Below are 20,299 nucleotides of genomic sequence, written 5' to 3' on the forward strand. Positions count from 1 at the left end.
CCTTTATTTTATTTACTGAACACTCTTTTAGTTACAATATTCTTGATGGCCATATAAAGGTATTTTAGATCGGTAGACACAGGATTTTTAAGATATTCTTTAATGTACTTCTTTTCGGATTGTTGGATCTCATCAAGTGTTTCCGGCATATCAGCATAAAAAGGAGGAATAATTCCTGGGCAGACTAATTTTCTAAGCTCCCTAAGTTCCTCATCATATAAAGATAAATACCGCTTACTAATAGGCCGAACTCCTACTAATTTCATTTCTCCTTTTAATAGGTTTATTAAGTTAGGAATTTCATCAATCCAGAATTTGCGAAGAATTTTTCCAAGTGGAGTAACACGGATATCATTACAAATCTTCCCTCCCTTGGCCAGGCTGTTTTTTTTGATAAAATAATCCTGTAAATATTCTGAAAAAGGTACCATTGTTCTTAGTTTGTATACGAATATTTCCTTTCCACCTTTTCCTATACGCCTCATCTTAAACAATAAACCATAAGACGAATATTTATCGAAAACAGGCACCTTACGTTTTTTTGCAAGTAAGTAGGTATAATCACCGCATTCATATTCCGATTCCAGCTCATATCCACTGGCAAATAAGCGTCCAATTATCTCTAACCTACGCAACGATCTGTTTTTGCCTTTTGTTAGAAAGAAATATAGTTTGCGTGTAATGGATAATTTTGGAAAAACCCTTCGATAAATAAAATAGATCGCATATCTAATCTGATTTAAAGGAAATGGAGATGAATTTAATACCTTTTCTTCAACTTTCTCCTGATCCTCAAAACGGCAAATAAAACTACCTCCATCGTCAAGCTTAGAATTTATAGAGCCAAAAAACTCATTGATGCTAATCATGTTATTAATTGGTTCTATGCTAGCCAATAATTTATAATTCTTCCCTGTTAACTTACTTATATCTTCAAAGTTTCTCGAACTTATTAGAATGTGTCTTGAGTTATAGCGATTAAAATATTTACTGATAAAATTGAATCCATTATTGCCAATTTCCTTTGCAAGATCACTATAGTTATTACGATAGATTGTGAACTTGTGAGATGTTCTATTGGATTGTATATATCTTTCAATCTTTATAAACTTGTCAACTACTTTATACTCTTCATTCATAACAATCAGGATTTAGAGTCAATTAGAAATTGAAATCTACAGTAAAGTCACTATTCCAGTATTAAACAAACAGTTCAATCAGTACAATATGTTTGTCATTATAAAAGGATGTCTTAGATTTTTCGAAATCGAATCAACCCTTTCTTTAAAGGATTTTTAAGAGTTTGGAAAATGAGTTCCTTGCACCAAGCATAGTTTAAGTCATTCCATCTTTGGGGGTGGAAAGTCATCATAATTTGATTTGGCAATTCATTATTATCGAGTGCTTTAATGATGCTAAAAGAGGATTTATAAACCATTCCATTCGCATTCCATATTTTCTGATATTTTTTTACTTTATCTCTTACACTTACATTGAATCCATTCCAGCACCTACCAGTATCCGTTAAATAAAATACTTTGCTAAAGTCAATATCAAAATATGGTTCTCCTATAATTCCAAAAGCTGAATAATGAAATTTCTTCCACAAATCTTTACTATCGTATACGGACGTGGGACTTCCATGCATACATATTGTTTCTACAGGAACAATACATCTTAATCGGTTCAACTGATTTTTAAAATCCAATAATGCAAGATCCAAAATATCACTTGAATTATTTTCATGATGAAGCGACAGAGCAACTTTAGCAACAACTGCCAAGTTCTCATAATGATAACCTATTTCGTGTCCTAGGTTCGAAATTTCCTTTATTATTCTTTCATCCCAGCTCCCCCTAACAGATCGAAAATAATAACTCCCTTTTATGCCCAAATTAGATTGAATACGAGCAAATCTCAATGAATTTTCAGGTAATTTATCTACATCATTCCGCAGAATTACTACTTTTTGCTGAGGACTTTTTAAATAGTCACAGAATGGTTGAAACTGATAACCTTTTTCCTCAAATTTTGCAAGTAGTTTCAGGTATGTATCTATAGTAAAGTCGAATTGCAAAGTAAATAATCATTTACAAATAAAAAGCTCTAATTTTAAGAACAAAATAATAGTTATTAAGCCTAAATACAGTCATATTTTTTTAAGTAACAACTTTCGTCTCATGAAAAATGCTACTTTAACAAAGTAAAAAAGCAGAGGTTGATGTATTTTTTGATATCTACCTGGATTGTACAGCTTTCCTCCAAACCGTAATTTATTGGTCCTAACTCCGTAATCGGCATTTGGACTTCCTGCTCCTGCAAAATCATAAACTGAATAACCATTTTCTTTTCCCCATAAAAACAATTCCCAGTTTAGAAGATCATTTGCATTTTTAGAATAATACTCCTTTAGACCTCCTGCATAAGTAATATATAACACTTTCTTATAAGCTAAAACATAGCGAAAAGCAATGGTTTTGTCTTCCCAATTGGCCGTAAAAACAAGAAAGCGGGGATCAATCTGAAAATGAGCTTTGCAATTTTTAAAGAAATCGATGTTCGGACAAGGTAATTTTATCCGATTATATACTTTCAATAATATCTCATAAGTATTTCTCAGTTTACTTTCCGTCGTTTCCATCTTAACAGTCACCCCTTCTCGTATTGCTTTTCGAATGCTATGTCTTTTACTATTCTTTATATTTGACCAAATTTCTTCCTCGTCCTGATTCAAATCCAGCAAAATATTGAGATGGTCCAGATACTTGTAATTACATTTAAGAAAAACTGATTTATTGAATGAAGTATCACTCCAATTCCGAATTTGAGTAAAGAGTACTTTATCCTTAATTAAGTCATTATATTCGTCCAAGATTAATTTCAAGACCTCCTTATCATTTTCCTCTATAAGTGGACCACCTCTTATAACGGCACGTCTCGAAAATATGCCCAAATTCCTTTTGGTTTCTTGCTGAATAACTGCCAGTAGTATTCCTTTTATTGATTCATCATCCATTACCACTATTAGAATGGGTACAAAACCTTCAGTTTCTTCAAACACAGCGTACATTTGTGGTGTTTGAAAAACATTCCCATGAGGATGATTACGAACAAATTCACTCCAGCATTTATGGTTTACCAAGCTGGCATCATTAATTACTTTAAGCTTGGGACTACTTGTAAGGCTTTTATGTATCGTAGTATTTATCGCCATTTATAATAAACCTATTAAATACATTTTTATACTCTCGAGCTATTTGCGACCACAAGTATTTTTTCTTTAAGCAATCATATGCATTCACCGCATATTCCTTCATTTTATCAGGATTTTTTGAAGCAAACTCCATTTTTTCAGAAAGATCTTTAGCATCTTTTACCTTAAAGAAAAGAACCTCTTTATCATTGAAAATATCTCTGTTTTCAGGAATATCAGAACAAATAATGGGGACGTTTAAAGCTGCAACTTCCAATAACATCATCGACATAGATTCATTCTCGGAAGGAAAGACAAAAAATTTGCTACCTGCAATCAATTCAAAGAGCCTTCTTTTATCCTTAATTAATCCAGTAAATTTTATTCCTCCAATTTTTTCCTGCCATTGCAACAACTTTTTCTCATAATCCGGGTTCTGCTTTAGATCTCCCATTATAATGGCCTTTTCTTTTACTTTAAGTAAGTCAAGTGCTTCAAGAAATGTATGACAACCTTTATCAGGTAACATTCTTCCTGCAGCAAAGGATATGTAATTTTCTTTTTTCGATTCTATTTTTATGTCAGCATTGACACCATTCGGGATATACATTATTTTTTCCTCGGATATGAGTTCTCTCACCAAACGTTTATCTTTTAAAGAAACTGTAGTAATAAAATTGGCGTGTTTCAAAAAATATCGGTCCTCAAATTCAAAAAAGAACTTATAGCGTATCCATTTAGAGGTAAGAATCATTCCGTGAGTTGTAACTACGATTGGATACCGTAATTTTAGTAATGGAATTACAAAAGTGGCATCCCGATGATGCAAATGAATCAAATCAAATTTCTTAAATAGTAATGCATTCAATGCTGACCGGAGATAATATATAACTGCATTTATTTTCTTAAAAGGTAATTTCTTAAATACAATTTGAAAACAACTTTTCCAGTATCCGGATTTTAAATTGGTATGTGAACTAACGGAGTAAATTGTAAAATCAAACTCATCCGAAAGATGATTGATTATATTTTCTCCAACGGCAGCAGCTCCTCCATAAGCTGGAAGACCTTTTAAGCCAATCACCCCAATTTTAGGTTTGGACACTTCTTTCATAAACAATAATCAAATCATGTAACCAGCTTAGCTGTTTTTTTATAAAAATCTATTGTTTGTTCAGCAACAACCGCAGGATGAAACTTTTTGATTGCCTCTTCTTTCGCTTTTTGAGAAAAATCAGAATACGATACATCTCCATTACAAAAGCATATTAAATACTTTTCGAGTTGCTCCACATCATTTGGCGGAAATATAAACCCAGTTTTATCACTTATCATCTCTGCAATTCCACCAACATTTGTTGCAATAACAGGCCTACCTGCCGCCAAGGCTTCCGCAATACTTACAGGTAAGGATTCCTGAAGGGAAGGCAAAACCATAAGGTCTGCGGTTTTGTACAATTCCAGTATTTCATTCTGACTTTTCCAACCTAAGAAATCAACATTCATTGAAAGATTATTCTCCTCAACAAACTGCATTATCATATTTTTATAATCCTCGTTTGTAAAATCACCAACTATATCGAGATGAACTCCTGCAATTTTATTTTTCACTTTAGCAAGTGCTTTCAACAAACAGATGAGATTTTTGCGATAATTGATAACTCCAACGTACATGATTCTTTTTCCAAAATCTTTATGAGGTTCCAAGTCAAAAAATATTGGATTAACAGGATTGTAGATCAATTTGCCAGTATAATTATTCTTTTTTAAGCCAAGCAAAAACTTCTCATTATAGTTGGAAATGAATATATAATTCATAAAGCTTGGAAAATAATGGCGTTCGATCACTTTTTTGATCCAAAATTTAATCTTCCTTGCAATTGTATTCTGATAATTCAATTCCTCAGCCATAATACCATGCTGAGTAATAATCACATTCTTTTTGTTTAATCCTCTCAAACAAAATAATATTGGCGAACTTCCATGCAGATGTATAATATCAGGATTATAATTTTCGATTACTTCTCGAACACTTTTTTGCACATGAAACAAATAATAGTACAAATCTCCTCCAATAAACTGCTTTTTAGGTATGTATTCAATGGTAATATGATCTTCGAGTTTTATTCTTTTTCTACTTTCTGTTTTTCCCACTGATAGAATTAAAAAATTGACCTCCGGAAATTGTTTAAATCCTTTTAATAAATTAATAATCACAGCATCAACACCTCCTTTAATGGAATTCAAATCAAGAGGCAAAGAACTTATTATTAACACTTTCATTAGCATGATTATTTTACCATAGGTTTTTCACTCATCAGAAAATTATCATTTTCGAAAAGTAGTTTGTTTTGTATTTCTGATCGAGCAGTATTAAAGCAAGGATAACAAAGTACAAGCCTTTTAGGTACTCATATCTCAAAAATACATTTGAATAAATAATGGTATCCATAAAAAAAACAATTGTAAGTCCTAGAAAAGCCAGATAAATTGGATTACTTCTGTATTTGTTTAAAACCATGGCAAACAATCGCATGTAAAACAGCAAATAAACGATGGTACCCAATAATCCTATCTGGAGCAGCAACCACACAAAGCCCATCCTTCCTCCATATCTAACACCATACTCATTCTTTATGGACCCCATGCGCACGTTATATTTTGATTCTATTAATTTACCGGCACCATCACCCAATAACATTTGTTGTGGTTGAGATTCCAATGTATAATTGATAAAATATGCCAATCCATCTTTTCTTCTCATTTGGTATTTATCATTTGATTTGGAGCTGGTATAATTATCCACGTAAGTGATAATATAATTCAGATCAAAACTTCCCCAGTTGCTATGCTCTGGATTCAGAGTTTTATTTGTCCTGGCAGTGATATAAAAAACTGCTACTCCAATTATACAAGCTAAACTAATCTTACTCCATAAATTCGAAACCTGCCTGGTACTTTCAAGCTTCACAAACAAAATAGCGACTAGTAATAGGATTATAGGTACAAAAAAAAGAATAGCTCTTTTATTTCCTACAATTCCCATAAGACTAAAAAGGAAGATGAAAATCAGGTATTTGCTCTTATTTTTAAATAAATACAGGCAGAATAATATCGTGATTATAAACAATGGAAATATAGTTGAAACACTTCCTGCATTAATTGATAAAGTACCTATTCCTCCATGTTCGGTTTGTCCGATTAATACATATTTAATAAGTATAGCTGGTATTTGAATTAAGACAAGTATTTTAATAAAGGTGATTACTTTTTTTATGATGAGAAAATTGGTCTCGTTATATAGTATGAGAAAATAGAAATAAGATAAACTTGTATAAACAAGAAAATAAAGCAACGAAAAATAATCAATACCGTTAATTAAAGAACTGATTAATGATATTCCCATAAATCCAAAATACCACCATACAAAAGGATATTTCAATTCATTTCCTTTAGCAATAAAGCTGTATACCAACAGTAACACCGCAAGAAATGGAATTCCCAGTTTGTATATTCCAGAATCCAATCCTAAGAGTTGTACTAAACCAGTACCAAATATTAAAATCCAATATAAATAATGAATATAAAGCCTAAGCATCGGATACAAATGCATTTAAATAAGGTCTTAAATTTCTATTCACGATCTTATTCCAAGTGTAATTTTCTAATGAGTTTACAATTGAATCATGATTATAGTTTGATCTATTCTGATAATATTTTTCCAGAGCATCATAGAATGAATCGGATGTATCCTGACATAAAATACCATTATCTTCATTTATTAAATTGGAATTTTCGTAAGTAGCCGTCCCAATACAAACCATTCCAGCCAGAATATATTCAAAAGTTTTTGTTGGTGGCTGAAAATTAAAATATGGTGTAATTGGAATATAACAAACACCTATATTTGACTCCCTGTAATAATCCTGAATTTCATCAAAGTTTTTACGACCATGAAATTTTACAATCTCAGAAAGATTTAAGTCTTGAATTGTTTGGCGAAGCAATTCTTCTTCTTGAAATGATCCAAATCCAAATATATTGTATGAACATTCAATCTTAGCATTGTATTTCTTATAAAATTTAGAAAATCCAACAACTGATTCATGTAACTTCCTGTGATTTAATGTACCTACATACAATAGTTTTATAGAGTCGTATCCAGAATTACTATCCTGTAATATTTCTGCTCCTAAAGGCAAGTAATGGCATTTTGAAGGATTAATAGCAAGATGTTTAATCAATCCACTAGATATAATCGTAATGTGATCAAAGAAATAAGACTCAAATCGAAGCAGCCAATTTTGAAACCAATTAACTAGTGGGTTTTCTTTAACAGATCCTGTTCTGATATCCATAATCAAAGATTTATTCCCTGATAACAATGTAAGCAAGAAGCAAAACTTAAAACTATAAGTGAAAATAATATGATAATCAGAATAAATTACCTCTTTTGCAACAAACTTCAGCCATCTTAAATATCTCAAGAATCGATTTCCTTTAAGAGGCACATACTTTATTTGAACACCAGGAAGGACTTTCTTTTCTAATCCCTCATCAAAACAAAGAAATGTAATCGAAAAATCCTGTTTTAAGTATTTACAGTAATAGTAATAATCGGTAAGGTACCCAAATTGCCCAGGAGAAATAAGTAATAATTTCTTTTTCATTGGAAAAAATTAATGGGAATTTTAGACTGTTTTTTCATACAATTCTTCGTAGGCGGAAATCATTTTCTCTTGTGAAAAATGCTCTGCAATTATTCTTCTTCCCTCCTTACCTAATTCTTTCATTTGCTTTTTATCACCAGCCAGTTCAATAATGCTTTCTGATATTTCCTCAATTCTATGCAAACTTGTAATTTTTGCACAATTGCCTTTTTCTGTAATCTCTTTAAAAACTGGTATATCAGAAATAACCACTGGTAATTCACAACTCATCATCTCCAACAATGCAAGTGCCAAGCCCTCGTAGGTTGATTGAAAAAGACCAATATCAGCCTGATGTAAATATTTTACAACATTGTTGGTTACACCTAAAAATCTAACATTATCAAGAATCTGATTTTCTTCGCAATATTCTTTCAAATTTTCTTCGACTCCTGCACCAATGAAACACATTTTAAAATTTGGGTATTTCTCTTTTAAAGCTGGTAACGAACGAACCATATCCCAATGGTTTTTGGCTTTTAAAAAGCGACCAACATGAACAATTACCGGGTAATTTAAACCAACATCTTGCTTGTTCCCAATCGGATTAAAATAATTCAAGTCAACACCATTGTTAATTTTTATCGGATTCAAAATCTTTAATTTTTGCCGAATCATTTTTCTCACTTCTTCACTTACACAAACCAATCTGAAATTTAAAAGCTTATATGTCCATTTCTCCACATTTCTATCAATTTTTGAAAACCAATAAGACGATTTATAGTGTCCTCCAGAAGTATGAATTGTTGCAATTCGATTCTTAATACCTAAGCCAATAATTGTAAGTAGTAAATAGGTTCCCACCCCCCACAAATGAGAGTGAATGGTATAGGGATTAATACTCTTTACTATTTTCCTAAACTTAAGAAATACCTTTGGTGAAAAAATCCAATATCTTGATTTTAATGGCACCCCCAAGGATATAACTTTAACTTTCTCTTGATTCTGCAACTTCTTAAGCAAAGGAGCTTCATCAAAAATTGTGATGATATAAGCTTCAAATTTTTCCCTATTGATGTTGGAACTAATATTTAGACAAACATTCTCGGCTCCAGCTACACTTAGAGAATAAATTACGCTAACCACCTTTTTCATATTCAAAAAATCTGAATGTTTAAATATTGAAATACTTGCTTAAAATCAATCAACTTGTACTTAATTTTGGTATCGTTATAAGATCTAGTTTTTTATTAGTTAGGTAAAGTTTCGAAAGTATTACCATTGATATTTGAATTAATTGAGCGATAAAAACAATTTCGAATCCAACACTGCTGCTAAACAAGTATATCAAGGATAAATAAAGCAATGACAAGACTATAATTATGTAGAGAACCTGCCTGTGGTATCCCAGAAAATTGGTTACCGGATGAATTCCCATAAATACAATACCTACAAATAAGTTAAAGATGGCAAAATCGAGATAATAGATATATTGCAAATATTCTTTGCTAAAAACCAATTCTACAATCAGTTCATCTAATAGCACGAACACTCCAAACCCTATACCTAGCAAAATGCTTAAAAAAAGAAATGATTTTAATAGGTTAGATCGAAGTTCCTTGAGTTTATTTTCTGCAATAAATTCGCTAACTATTGGTGATATGGTTATAGATAAAGGGCCAGCAAGTCTATTTATTAAACCTACAACCACTTTTATCATTTTAAAACATCCCGCATAACTAACACCAAAAAAGCCTGATACTATTAAGACATCCGCTTGGAAAATAATGGTATCAAATGATGAAATAAAATTGGTATACAATGAGAAATCAAAGATATCTTTATATTTCTCTTTAATCAGACTGATTTTCTTGTTTAAAAAGCGATGCAGAGCGTCCTCTTTTAATACATTGTAAAAACTCTTATTTAATACGATATCGTACGTTACTTCTGCTAAAACGAAAGCAACAATTATATAGACAAATCCAAGATTCATCCAAAGAACAAGCATGACCAAAGATAACTTTACAAATCCTGCAATTACTTGTGATTTAAAGAATAAGTGATACTTATCGAGAACCCTCAAGTATCCTGTTGCGGTTCCATTTAGTTTTGTTAAAATACTAAGCAAATGAATTTGTGCACAATGCTTATAAATCTCAGGTAAATTAATGGTTTGGTAGATTAATTCCAGAAGTCCAATCCCAAAAACAAAAGCGATAATGGCTGTTATAAAATCGAGACGAAAAGAATACTTCAGCAAGGATTGAACAATCTCAGAAGTGTTCTTGATCCGAGGGTAATATTTAATAATTGTTTGCCAAGTTTGGAAATTTAGTAAAGTTCCAACCGTTAATGTGTAAGATTGAATAATTCCAATAACTCCAAACTCCTCTATACTGATTTTTTTGGCAATTACAACCAATACAATAAAACCAAGAAAGGAAGCTATCGCATTTGATGAAAATAGAATTCCACTTCCAGCTAAAATCTTCCTATATATTTTAACTTTTTCCCCGTTCAAGAGTTAGCATTTATATGGTTAGCATTATCTTGGTCATAGTCTGCCATCAACCAAATCACGCGGATAAATTGCTTTAACATCATAAATCACAGCATCATGTCCATTCTTTAGTTTCTTTATATTTACATTTTTAATTTCATCGTGAGCTACTGCTGCAACCACAGCATCATACTTGTTACCATTTAAATATGGTATGATTTTCAAATTGTATTTTTCTCTTACTTCCAATGGGTCTGCCCAAGGATCGTAAACATCAACCTTGCAACCAAAATCCTCCAATTCTTTTATCAATCCAATTACTTTGGAATTTCTGATATCAGGACAGTTTTCTTTAAAAGTTATGCCCATTACCAAAACATCTGAACCTGGAATCCTAAATCCTTTTTTCACCATCTCTTTTATCACATTAAAAGCTATAAAAGATCCCATTTCATCATTCAACCTTCTTCCTGCCAACAATATTTGAGGATTATACCCAACCTCTAATGATTTATGTGCCAAATAATAAGGATCAACCCCTATGCAATGACCACCTACCAAGCCTGGTTTAAAAGGTAAAAAGTTCCATTTTGTAGAAGCTGCTTCCAAAACCTCATTTGTATCAATGCCCAACTTGTTAAAAATAACTGCCAACTCGTTTACAAATGCTATATTGATATCGCGTTGTGCATTTTCAATTACTTTGGCTGCTTCGGCAACCTTAATTGATGATGCTTTATAAGTTCCAGCTGGTATTATTGATTTATACAATTGATCAATGAAATCGGTGGTTTTAGGTGTTGAACCAGAAATAATTTTACAAATTGTGGTAAGTGTATGAACCTTATCACCGGGGTTGATTCTTTCTGGTGAATAACCGCAAAAAAAATCTTTGTTATAGATTAATCCACTGTATTTCTCTAATACCGGAACGCAATCCTCCTCTGTAGCTCCAGGGTATACGGTTGATTCATAAATTACCACATCATTCCTTTTAAGCACCTTACCGATGTACTTTGATGCTTCATACAAAGGACTTAAATCAGGATGTTTGTTTTTATTTAAAGGCGTTGGTACTGCAACAATAAATACATTGTGTCCTTTTAATTGATCAGGATCGCTAGCAAATTGCAAATGAACTGATGATTTTAAGTTCTCATTAACCAGATCTTTTCTCCAATCTCTTCCCGATTTCAACTCGTTTACCCTTTTCTTATTAATGTCAAAACCGAGTGTTGGAAATTTCTTTCCAAATTCAACAGCTAAGGGTAAACCAACATAACCAAGCCCTACAATAGCAATTTTAATATTCTTCATTTCCCAAATATTAAGAGTTAAAAAGCAGAATTGATTAATAACATCTAGGATATCTTGCGTTTAATTTCTTCCACATTAAATTGTTTTACCCAACCATTTCTGCGCTTAATACTTGTTAAATCGCGCAATTGATAAATTCGTTCAATAATATCTACAACCTTTAGGCCTTCGAGTGCATTAGTTGCAATCACTGCTTTATTTTGAAGCTTATTAACAACATTTGCGATTACATAATGGTGGTTTTGAGCAGATCCTTTGTAAGCTCCATAATCAATTGGTGGGTTAGATGGTTTTAAGTTTGGCATTTCATAATTTTCAATATCACAATAAACTACGTCATTCATGTATTGACCTGCCACCTTTACAGTTCCTTTCTCACCGATTACAGTTACCGAACTTTCCAAATTTTTATTAAACACAGCAGTGGAATAATTTAAGCTGCCAATTCCTCCACTCACAAATTCAAAACTCACTACACCTGAATCTTCAAAATCTGTTAATTCTGCATGCTTAAAATCTTTAAATATTCCATTTACATTTTTGATATCGCCAAATAACCAATACATGATATCAATAAAATGAGAGAACTGAGTAAACAAAGTACCTCCATCCTCTTGCTGTGTTCCTCTCCATGAATTAGGCTGATAATATCTTTCATCTCTGTTCCAAAAACATGACATTTGAACCATATGGATTTTCCCTAACAGTTCCTGATTAATGATCTCTTTTAGCCAGATTGCAGGAGGAGAATAACGATTTTGTTTCACAACAAAAATATGTCTTGAAACTTCTAGTGATTTGTATAGCATTTTCTCCGCTTCAGACTTACTTAATGCCATTGGTTTTTCACAAACTACATGAAATCCCATATTTAGTGCTTCAATCGTAACCTCTGCATGCAAGCCATTAGGAACACAAACATTTAGCACATCCATATCTTTATGCTGACGTAACATTTCTCTATAATCCCGATATAATGGAATTCCAGGGATAAATAGTTCCAGCTCTTCCAAAGGCAATAAGTCACAACAGGCAACTATCTTAGCATTTCTGTTACACCGAATCATTTCCAAATGTCTTTTTCCTATATGCCCCAAACCAACAATCCCAAACTTAATCTTTCTCTTTGCTGTCATCATCATAGATCTTTAATCAACTGCACTATTCTTCTTACATACTACCTGATTCTGAATTAGATATTCATCACCAGTTTCTTTACAAATTGCAACGCCACTGTCATTAAAATATAACCTGTGTCCAAATTCACTTACCCATCCAATTTGCTTTGATGGATTTCCAACAACTAAGGCATAATCCTTTACTGGTTTAGTAACAACAGCACCAGCACCAACAAATGCATATTTACCTATTTCATTTCCACATAATATGGTAGCATTTGCCCCAATGCTTGCCCCTTTTCGAACCATGGTTTCTTTATACTCGTCTTTTCGTATCACCGCTGATCTTGGATTGATTACATTGGTGAAAACCATAGAAGGACCAAGAAAAACATCATCCTCACAAATCACACCAGTATAAATTGATACATTGTTTTGAACTTTTACATTTCTTCCTAAAACAACACCTGTTGAGACCAACACATTTTGTCCAAGATTACAATTATCACCAATTTTACATCCGCTCATGATATGGCTAAAGTGCCAGATTTTTGTTCCCACACCAATGCTGCAGTTGTCATCAATTACAGCTGATTCGTGTGCAAAATAGTCTGTTTCCATCTTGAATCTCTTTTGGTAGCACTAACCATAGTCAACATTTTATCCATAATTTCCTCAATTGAGTCTGTAATATATTTCAACTCAATTCTATTCATTTCAGTATGAATCGGAAGAGACAATACCCTTTCACACAATTTCTCTGTCATTGGTATACTGCCCTTTGGATATTCATCAGAGCAATATGCTTTCTGAAGGTGGTTAGGAACGGGATAATATATCATGGTAGGAATTCCACGGTTTTTCAATTCCAATTGTAAGCAATCTCTCACATTGTTAATATTGAACCTATCACTTAAATCAATTTTTAAAGTAAACTGATTGTAAACATGTGTAGAATTTCTCGAACATATTGGAGTTGATATTCCCCTTACACCATTTAATTTATCTCGATAAAATTTAGCCACCGCTTTTCTTTTTTCGGTGAATTCATCCAGATGTTGCAGCTTAACTCTTAAAACAGCCGCCTGTATACTATCCAATCTTGAATTACAACCTATTATATCATGATAGTATTTTTGTTTTTGTCCATGGTTAGCCATCATTTTAATGCGATCAGCCAATTCATCATCATTCGTAAATAAGGCTCCCCCATCACCATAACACCCTAGGTTTTTGGATGGAAAAAATGAGGTCGTTCCAATATCTCCCATCGTTCCTGCTTTAACAGATCTTTTGTCTGAGAAAGAAAAGTCGGCACCAATTGCCTGAGCCGTATCTTCTACTATTCTCAAACTATACCTATTCGCAATTAGAAGAAGCTCTTCCATTTCGGCACATTGTCCAAATAAATGAACAGGAATAATTAATTTGGTTTTGGGAGTTAATTTTCTTCTCAGATCATGCAAATCGATTGTAAAAGTGTGGGGGTTTACATCCACAAATACAGGTTTAAGCCCAAGCAGGAAAATTACTTCAACTGTTGCTGCATAAGTAAATGATGGAACAATTATCTCAGAATCTGCTGGTAAATCAAGAGCCATAATGGCTAATTGTAATGCATCAGTCCCATTTGCACAAGGAATTACATGCTTAACTCCAATCTTGCTAGCCAATTCTTCTGCAAAACATTCAACCTCCGGGCCATTGATAAATTTCCCGAATTGCAGTACACTATTTATTGCAGGATCAATCTCTTTTCTTAATCTGTTGTACTGCCCTTTTAGGTCAACCATCACAATTTGTCTTTTCATCTGTACTAAATATTTGTAAAGTTTTAAGCACACTATTGCAACACCATATCACAGATTGGTGAACTAAAGATTAAATTTCAGGAAGTTTAAAGGGAGATGAAAGGGTATTCTCTATTTGAGGAAAATTTGGGCAATACTTCGTTTCCTCAGTCCCATATAATTGTAAAGTAGGACGAATTTGCTTCTTTCTCGAAAGAAACTTAAAATAGTATTATCGAAATTGTTATTAACATTCATGGTAAAGTTGTAATTCTAAATTTTGAGGAATGAAAATCTCAATTTCAATACTCAGTGATCCAGATTTTCTTGCGTTCTGAATTTCACAAGTAATACAATTTCCTACCATTTTAAATAAAAGTCAAGATTGAGATATTATATTTCATTTTTTTAGAAGAAACTTTTATAAATCATCAGATAAGCTACATAAAATACACATATAGCTCCATAAGAAAACTTAAACAAATTCATGTTTTTCCGGAGAAATCAACGGTTTATTTATCTTTGGTATTTTGAAATATGTGGACTTGAGTTTGAAACTCCTTTCTGTTTGGACAGAATTTTTCTATTTTTGATTTTATTAATGAAATATTTTCTCATAAAGTTTATCTTATATAATAACTCTTCGAATAAGCTACCTTCTTTCCAGATTTCATCCTTCTTCGCTCTTAATTCCTTATAAATACTCGGTATAATACTCCATTTATTGTAAAAATAGATTTCATCTAACCAATATATTTTACCACGACCTTTTTCTTCAATTTGCTTTTGAAGAAGGTTAACATTTTCCTGAATATCAAATTCCAAATCATAAAGTTCTTCTGACTTTGTTCTTTTGTTATAGATATACTTAAAATTGTTTTTTATTACAGCCAACTTTCGGTTTTCTTGCAAATAATATTGTGTATCAATAAATATACATTCTTCCTTTGAAACCTTATTTTCCAAAATAATGTCCATTAATTGAGTATGACTTGTTGGGAAATCTATGGTTTTCTTATCGCCAATTCTGGGCGTTATTAAAGGTACATGTACTCCCTCTTCATAAAGATGAAATCCGTAAACCGGTATGCCTTTAGACATGTTCATATGCCCATGATCTGACGTAATATAAATAGAATCATCGTCATAATATTTGCGCATTTCACCAATAAAAAAATCAAACATATCAATATCAGAATCATAACATGATGCACCATATAAGACATGAGGAAAATGAATCCACAAAAGGGCTTTCTCCTCTTTTACTTTTAGAACCTCCTCTACAATTCGATTAACAGTATCCTTAACAGTCTTATCTCTATTGGTTATTTTTGTTATAGGTTCTGCGCCAACCCTTTGTTCTATATCCAAATTATGAAAGCAGGTTTTATCTCCATAAATTTTAGTATAAGGAATAACATTCCGAGACCAGCTTTCTCCCCAAAAAATATGGCAAGCATATCCACGATCTTCCAATATTCTAAACAAGGAGTCTCCTATATAATGTTCTACTTCAGCAAATTTTTTACGGTCCATATCGTGACAATATTTACCTGTAAACATTGAAGAATAAGACATTGCAGAAGTAGCTGCTGCGGTATAGTGTCTTCGGAAAACGGTTCCCTTTTCTGCTAACTCATCAATATTACTGGTCTTCCATATTTGGCCGCCATAACAACCCAAAGCTGCTGTTCTTAGTGTATCTTTAGAAATTAGAAGAATTTTTTCCTTCATAAGAGAACCTGTTATTAATAATATCACATCACCACAAGGAGAATTAATCAAGGTAACCGATATGTAAGTTGGTTTATCAATACAATTACAAGCATTACCTCTATACAAGTTCAGAACAAATTCTTTATAAAGCAAATATCAATTTGAAGGTGCTACTTATTAACAAATGAAAGTAATGTAGAAAAAAGAGGCTATATCATTACTGAAATAGCCTCTTTATTATATTTTAAGTTTTTCTTATTTATATTCGTAAGCACCAGCATCTAAACCTGATGAAATCCTTCTGTTGTTTTCTTTATCAAACTCTGGAAATTCATTAATTCCTGTCGCAAAATTCAGTGCCTCAGCATTTGATTTTAAGTGAAAATTTCTTGCATTAAAATCAATAAAACCAATGTCTTTATTGCTATATAAGTTTTGCAATTCTGAAAATGGATTAGAACTCGAGGAGTCAATATAATTATCGTCTCCATCTGCTCTAATTAGGATATTTCCGTAAGATTCTAATTCACTAGATAGTGATTTCCAAGAGTTAGCATAAACAACAGGTTTGTTATCCGATAACATAGTATTAAAACGAACCGTCACATTACCCAAAGGGGAGTCTTCATTCGATAAATAAAGAGCAATTGCATTCTCATAATTATCAAATATGACATTATTCTCTATTAATAACGTACCATTAAATGCAGGATGATCGCTAGAGAAAGCTATACCACTGGCTCGTCCATTATATATTTTATTTTTTGAGATTGTGCCATACGATCGCACACTGATACCTAAACCTTTACCATCTGCCGACCCACAGTTGTATATTGTATTATCTTCTATAAGGAAATTTTTACCACATAAATATATTCCATGGGGTGTATGTCCTTCTACATCTACAAAAGCAACATCGTGTATTTTATTATATATACACTTAGTGTTAATATGACCTTCACCGGCAAATATTCCTATACCTGAAACATCGTAAATTTCATTTCCTTCAATTGTAATATTATTTGAATTTTGACCTGCTTGCAGGAATATTGCATGTGAATTTAAATTTCTAAAGATACAATCACGTATTATAATTTCATCCACAGTTTTAATAACAAGTGCTATGTCATCAATATTTTCGAAGGTACAGTTCTTTATAAGCAAACTATCATTTTCATGGCCATCAATAATCAAAGTCTCATTAAACACTTTATTCTCAATTGTAGATCTGTTACCATCTTTGGAAGTATCATCACTACCGTTACCTTCTTCCGTGTTACCTTCTTCCGTGTTACCTTCTTCACTGGTATCATCTCCAGTACTATCATCGTCATTATTCTCATCCTCAATCACATCAACATCTTCTGTTGGATTTTGATCTTCTACAAACTCGTCATCACAACTTGCAAAAGAACACCACATACTCAATATCATTATAATCGCAATCACTTTTCTCTCTACTCTCATGAAAATTGTTATTAAGATAGTTTATTTTTTATTTAAATTTTTCACAATACAATCCTTTTCCAAACGATTAGTTTAGATCACAATTCAAAAATATTAGCTCTAATATTCTTTCGATTAGAGCATAAATTTTGTTGTATTGTACCAAATTATTTATGCTGGTTTAGATTTTGCCCAAATGTGTGGAATGTTAAAAAACAACTCAATTTGAGATTGATAAGCACCATTGTTGCTTCTTTTTTTGGGGATCTTTTTGTTTGGGAAACAAGTTTTAAAGAATTCTATAAATGATAATTCCCTCTTCTTTATTTTTGTCATTTGTATTTTATTAGACGTTATTCAACTTCACAATTCATTTAGAGATTTCTGTGCCAAAAAAATGACACACATACATTCATTACTCAACACCATTTTTAACGAGCACAATATCTGAATGTTACAAAAGTTTAAGAGTTCTTAATCAGTCTATTTATAAATAGGCTGATTTTCAAAGCTGTAGAAAAGCTCCACAAATCGTGGATTCATTCCTCTTTTCTTAATCTGTTGTTATTCAGGAACAAATATAAACTCTGATATTTTAGAACAATGGGAATGCTACCTGATTTTTATCATTTTTGCATTAATTAACATTTTTTAGTTCGGGTTGTTCCGAACTAATACTATATTTGCACTGTCAAAAAATTAACAAGGATGAAGAACCAAGTCGATTTAGAAAAAAGGAAGAAAATATTAGTAGAAAGCTACGGACTGTTTATGGAAAAGCAAGAAAAAATGGCTCCTATAGCAGCACGAATCTTTGCGACACTCCTTATTAACAAGGAAAATGGTTCTACTTTTGATGAATTGGTAAATTTCATTGGAGCTAGTAAAAGTACAGTTTCTACAAATTTGAAAACTCTTCAGAAAAATGAAATAATCACCTATCACACAAAACCTGGTGATAGAAAAAAATATTTCACCCTAAACCCTGTTGGTTTTTTGACCAGAATTAATGAGAGCATTAAAATGTATAGAACCGAACAGAAATTATTAATTCAAGTTAGAGAATACAAACAACTGGCAAATGAGGTGTCAAATGATAAAAAGTACACCATCGATCATGATATGCCTTATTTGGATTTTTTAACAAACACAATCAACCTTTTGGAACAACTTCACAAAAACATTGAAACCAAATGTTCTCGTTTCGATCATTTTTCTAAATAAATTTTGGCATTCTAAATTCATAAAACTTGACACACTTATAGTTCTTTTACTCTAGAACTTACCAAACCAAAGATTATTTAAACATTAGGAATTACCAAAAATATTAAAAATCAACATCCCTAAAGTTCGTTTCAGTCCGAACTTTTAGAACTAAAAGAATATCACATGAGAAAAAACTATTTATTCGCTGGTATAATAATCCTCCTGCTAGGATTTACATCATGCAAAAAAGGAAATCAAGCTCAAGCCGGACATGGTCCGATGCCTTTTCCTGTTCAAACTGTTGAAAAATCCAATGTCACTACATATAATGAATATGCAGCCAATATTGAGGGGATGCAAAACATCGAAATCCGACCTAAAGTAGATGGATTCATTGATGAAATATACATCGACGAAGGTGATCAGGTAACAAAAGGGCAATTACTCTTTAAACTTAGCGCAGAAACCTTAAGCCAACAGGTTAAAGCTGCTAAGGCAAATATTAAAGTAGCCGAAGCTCAAGTATTTTCAGCACAGGTAGAAGTTGACAAAATTACGCCATTGGTTGAAAAAAACATTATCAGTTCCATTCAGCTTAAAACTGCAAAAAGCAATTTAAATGCTGCAAAGGCACAGTTAGCTGCTTCAGAAGCTCAGTATCAAAATGCAAAAGAGAACCTTGGATATACAATGATTAAAAGTCCTGTTGATGGATTTATCGGTAGCTTGCCATACAAAGTTGGAAGTCTTGTTGGAAGAACTGAAGTGAATCCATTGACAACAGTATCGAATATCAAAAATGTCTATGCATATTTTACTTTGAATGAGAAGCAATTATTACAATTCAACAGACAATTGAATGGTAGTAGTGTTGATGAAAAAATCAAACAAATGCCGGATGTAGAATTAGTATTAGCTGATGGTTCTGTTTACAATCAAAAAGGTAGGATTGAAACCATTAATGGTATGGTAAACCCTCGAACTGGTAGCATTAGTTACAGAGCCATTTTCCCAAACCCTGACAACTTGTTAAGGAGTGGAATTAGTGGAAAAGTGAAAATGGCATCCAATATGAATGATATTGTTTTGCTACCTCAAAAAGCGACTTACGAATTACAAGGAAAAAAATTCGTTTACCTAGTGGGAAAAGAAAACAAGGTAGAATCGAAAGAGGTGACAATCGCTAATACTGTGGACAATCATTTTATCGTAAAAGATGGAGTAAATCCAGGACAGAAATATGTTGTTGATGGCTTGATTAAACTTCGCGAAGGCATGCAGATCATCCCTCAAAGCGGGCAATCGAAAGCAGATGGTAATGTTGCCTTTTCTCAAAAGTAAGCAGTTCTTTCAGTTTTAAA

Annotated in this window: 17 protein-coding genes; 2 read left to right on the forward strand and 15 right to left on the reverse strand. The window is 32.3% G+C overall.

Features of this window, described 5'->3' with window-relative positions:
* Positions 1-8 precede the first annotated feature (8 nt).
* From M0051_RS04390 to M0051_RS04460, 15 genes are all read right to left on the reverse strand, one after another.
* On the reverse strand, positions 9-1,139 hold the full coding sequence (locus M0051_RS04390; RefSeq protein WP_306740332.1) for a sugar transferase: 1,131 nt from the start codon (positions 1,137-1,139) through the stop codon (positions 9-11).
* Between the two features lie 113 nt (positions 1,140-1,252).
* A complete protein-coding gene (locus M0051_RS04395; RefSeq protein ID WP_306740333.1) occupies positions 1,253-2,077 on the reverse strand; it encodes a hypothetical protein in 825 nt (274 codons plus the stop codon).
* A gap of 72 nt (positions 2,078-2,149) precedes the next feature.
* Positions 2,150-3,214 (reverse strand): GNAT family N-acetyltransferase, encoded by a 1,065-nt coding sequence (locus M0051_RS04400; RefSeq protein WP_306740334.1) that lies wholly within the window; start codon positions 3,212-3,214, stop codon positions 2,150-2,152.
* Positions 3,189-4,307 carry a glycosyltransferase family 4 protein gene (locus M0051_RS04405; RefSeq protein ID WP_306740335.1) on the reverse strand — a complete coding sequence of 373 codons (1,119 nt, stop codon included), beginning with the start codon at positions 4,305-4,307 and terminating at the stop codon, positions 3,189-3,191. The genes M0051_RS04400 and M0051_RS04405 overlap by 26 nt, the downstream gene beginning before the upstream one ends.
* A 14-nt stretch (positions 4,308-4,321) precedes the next feature.
* Positions 4,322-5,476 (reverse strand): glycosyltransferase family 4 protein, encoded by a 1,155-nt coding sequence (locus tag M0051_RS04410; protein WP_306740336.1) that lies wholly within the window; start codon positions 5,474-5,476, stop codon positions 4,322-4,324.
* Positions 5,477-5,510: 34 nt separating this feature from the next.
* On the reverse strand, positions 5,511-6,806 hold the full coding sequence (locus M0051_RS04415; RefSeq protein ID WP_306740337.1) for a hypothetical protein: 1,296 nt from the start codon (positions 6,804-6,806) through the stop codon (positions 5,511-5,513).
* The gene (locus tag M0051_RS04420; protein ID WP_306740338.1) at positions 6,784-7,863 is read right to left on the reverse strand and encodes a glycosyltransferase family 4 protein; all 1,080 of its coding nucleotides are present in this window, start codon (positions 7,861-7,863) and stop codon (positions 6,784-6,786) included. Before M0051_RS04420 ends, M0051_RS04415 begins: the two co-directional genes overlap by 23 nt.
* 21 nt (positions 7,864-7,884) lie before the next feature.
* On the reverse strand, positions 7,885-8,997 hold the full coding sequence (locus M0051_RS04425; RefSeq protein ID WP_306740339.1) for a glycosyltransferase: 1,113 nt from the start codon (positions 8,995-8,997) through the stop codon (positions 7,885-7,887).
* Positions 8,998-9,046: 49 nt separating this feature from the next.
* Positions 9,047-10,366: a lipopolysaccharide biosynthesis protein gene (locus tag M0051_RS04430; RefSeq protein ID WP_306740340.1), complete on the reverse strand. Its 1,320-nt coding sequence runs from the start codon at positions 10,364-10,366 to the stop codon at positions 9,047-9,049.
* 33 nt (positions 10,367-10,399) lie between these two features.
* A complete protein-coding gene (locus tag M0051_RS04435; protein ID WP_306740341.1) occupies positions 10,400-11,662 on the reverse strand; it encodes a nucleotide sugar dehydrogenase in 1,263 nt (420 codons plus the stop codon).
* 44 nt (positions 11,663-11,706) lie between these two features.
* On the reverse strand, positions 11,707-12,798 hold the full coding sequence (locus M0051_RS04440) for a Gfo/Idh/MocA family protein (protein WP_306740342.1): 1,092 nt from the start codon (positions 12,796-12,798) through the stop codon (positions 11,707-11,709).
* Between the two features lie 12 nt (positions 12,799-12,810).
* Positions 12,811-13,401, reverse strand: a complete 591-nt coding sequence (locus M0051_RS04445; protein ID WP_306740343.1) for an acyltransferase — start codon at positions 13,399-13,401, stop codon at positions 12,811-12,813.
* Positions 13,365-14,591, reverse strand: coding sequence for a DegT/DnrJ/EryC1/StrS aminotransferase family protein (locus tag M0051_RS04450; RefSeq protein WP_306740344.1), 1,227 nt, complete (start codon positions 14,589-14,591; stop codon positions 13,365-13,367). The genes M0051_RS04445 and M0051_RS04450 overlap by 37 nt, the downstream gene beginning before the upstream one ends.
* A gap of 495 nt (positions 14,592-15,086) precedes the next feature.
* Positions 15,087-16,304 carry a sulfatase-like hydrolase/transferase gene (locus M0051_RS04455; RefSeq protein ID WP_306740345.1) on the reverse strand — a complete coding sequence of 406 codons (1,218 nt, stop codon included), beginning with the start codon at positions 16,302-16,304 and terminating at the stop codon, positions 15,087-15,089.
* A 237-nt stretch (positions 16,305-16,541) separates the two neighbouring features.
* Positions 16,542-17,753 carry a right-handed parallel beta-helix repeat-containing protein gene (locus tag M0051_RS04460; protein WP_306740346.1) on the reverse strand — a complete coding sequence of 404 codons (1,212 nt, stop codon included), beginning with the start codon at positions 17,751-17,753 and terminating at the stop codon, positions 16,542-16,544.
* Positions 17,754-18,440: 687 nt separating this feature from the next.
* Here M0051_RS04460 and M0051_RS04465 point away from each other — a divergent pair.
* Together M0051_RS04465 and M0051_RS04470 are read left to right on the forward strand one after the other, a co-directional pair.
* Positions 18,441-18,956, forward strand: coding sequence for a GbsR/MarR family transcriptional regulator (locus M0051_RS04465; RefSeq protein WP_306740347.1), 516 nt, complete (start codon positions 18,441-18,443; stop codon positions 18,954-18,956).
* Between the two features lie 165 nt (positions 18,957-19,121).
* Positions 19,122-20,279: an efflux RND transporter periplasmic adaptor subunit gene (locus M0051_RS04470; protein WP_306740348.1), complete on the forward strand. Its 1,158-nt coding sequence runs from the start codon at positions 19,122-19,124 to the stop codon at positions 20,277-20,279.
* Positions 20,280-20,299 lie beyond the last annotated feature (20 nt).

Origin of the sequence: Marinifilum sp. D714, assembly GCF_030851345.1 — a bacterium.
GTDB lineage: Bacteria > Bacteroidota > Bacteroidia > Bacteroidales > Marinifilaceae > Marinifilum.

Excerpts from the sequence above, each read along its gene's own strand:
- M0051_RS04390 (WP_306740332.1), bottom strand. The coding sequence starts at position 1,139 with ATGAATGAAGAGTATAAAGTAGTTGACAAGTTTATAAAGATTGAAAGA.
- M0051_RS04400 (WP_306740334.1), bottom strand. The coding sequence starts at position 3,214 with ATGGCGATAAATACTACGATACATAAAAGCCTTACAAGTAGTCCCAAG.
- M0051_RS04405 (WP_306740335.1), bottom strand. The coding sequence starts at position 4,307 with ATGAAAGAAGTGTCCAAACCTAAAATTGGGGTGATTGGCTTAAAAGGT.
- M0051_RS04410 (WP_306740336.1), bottom strand. The coding sequence starts at position 5,476 with ATGAAAGTGTTAATAATAAGTTCTTTGCCTCTTGATTTGAATTCCATT.
- M0051_RS04415 (WP_306740337.1), bottom strand. The coding sequence starts at position 6,806 with ATGCATTTGTATCCGATGCTTAGGCTTTATATTCATTATTTATATTGG.
- M0051_RS04420 (WP_306740338.1), bottom strand. The coding sequence starts at position 7,863 with ATGAAAAAGAAATTATTACTTATTTCTCCTGGGCAATTTGGGTACCTT.
- M0051_RS04425 (WP_306740339.1), bottom strand. The coding sequence starts at position 8,997 with ATGAAAAAGGTGGTTAGCGTAATTTATTCTCTAAGTGTAGCTGGAGCC.
- M0051_RS04435 (WP_306740341.1), bottom strand. The coding sequence starts at position 11,662 with ATGAAGAATATTAAAATTGCTATTGTAGGGCTTGGTTATGTTGGTTTA.
- M0051_RS04440 (WP_306740342.1), bottom strand. The coding sequence starts at position 12,798 with ATGACAGCAAAGAGAAAGATTAAGTTTGGGATTGTTGGTTTGGGGCAT.
- M0051_RS04445 (WP_306740343.1), bottom strand. The coding sequence starts at position 13,401 with ATGGAAACAGACTATTTTGCACACGAATCAGCTGTAATTGATGACAAC.
- M0051_RS04450 (WP_306740344.1), bottom strand. The coding sequence starts at position 14,591 with ATGAAAAGACAAATTGTGATGGTTGACCTAAAAGGGCAGTACAACAGA.
- M0051_RS04455 (WP_306740345.1), bottom strand. The coding sequence starts at position 16,304 with ATGAAGGAAAAAATTCTTCTAATTTCTAAAGATACACTAAGAACAGCA.
- M0051_RS04460 (WP_306740346.1), bottom strand. The coding sequence starts at position 17,753 with ATGAGAGTAGAGAGAAAAGTGATTGCGATTATAATGATATTGAGTATG.
- M0051_RS04465 (WP_306740347.1), top strand. The coding sequence starts at position 18,441 with ATGAAGAACCAAGTCGATTTAGAAAAAAGGAAGAAAATATTAGTAGAA.
- M0051_RS04470 (WP_306740348.1), top strand. The coding sequence starts at position 19,122 with ATGAGAAAAAACTATTTATTCGCTGGTATAATAATCCTCCTGCTAGGA.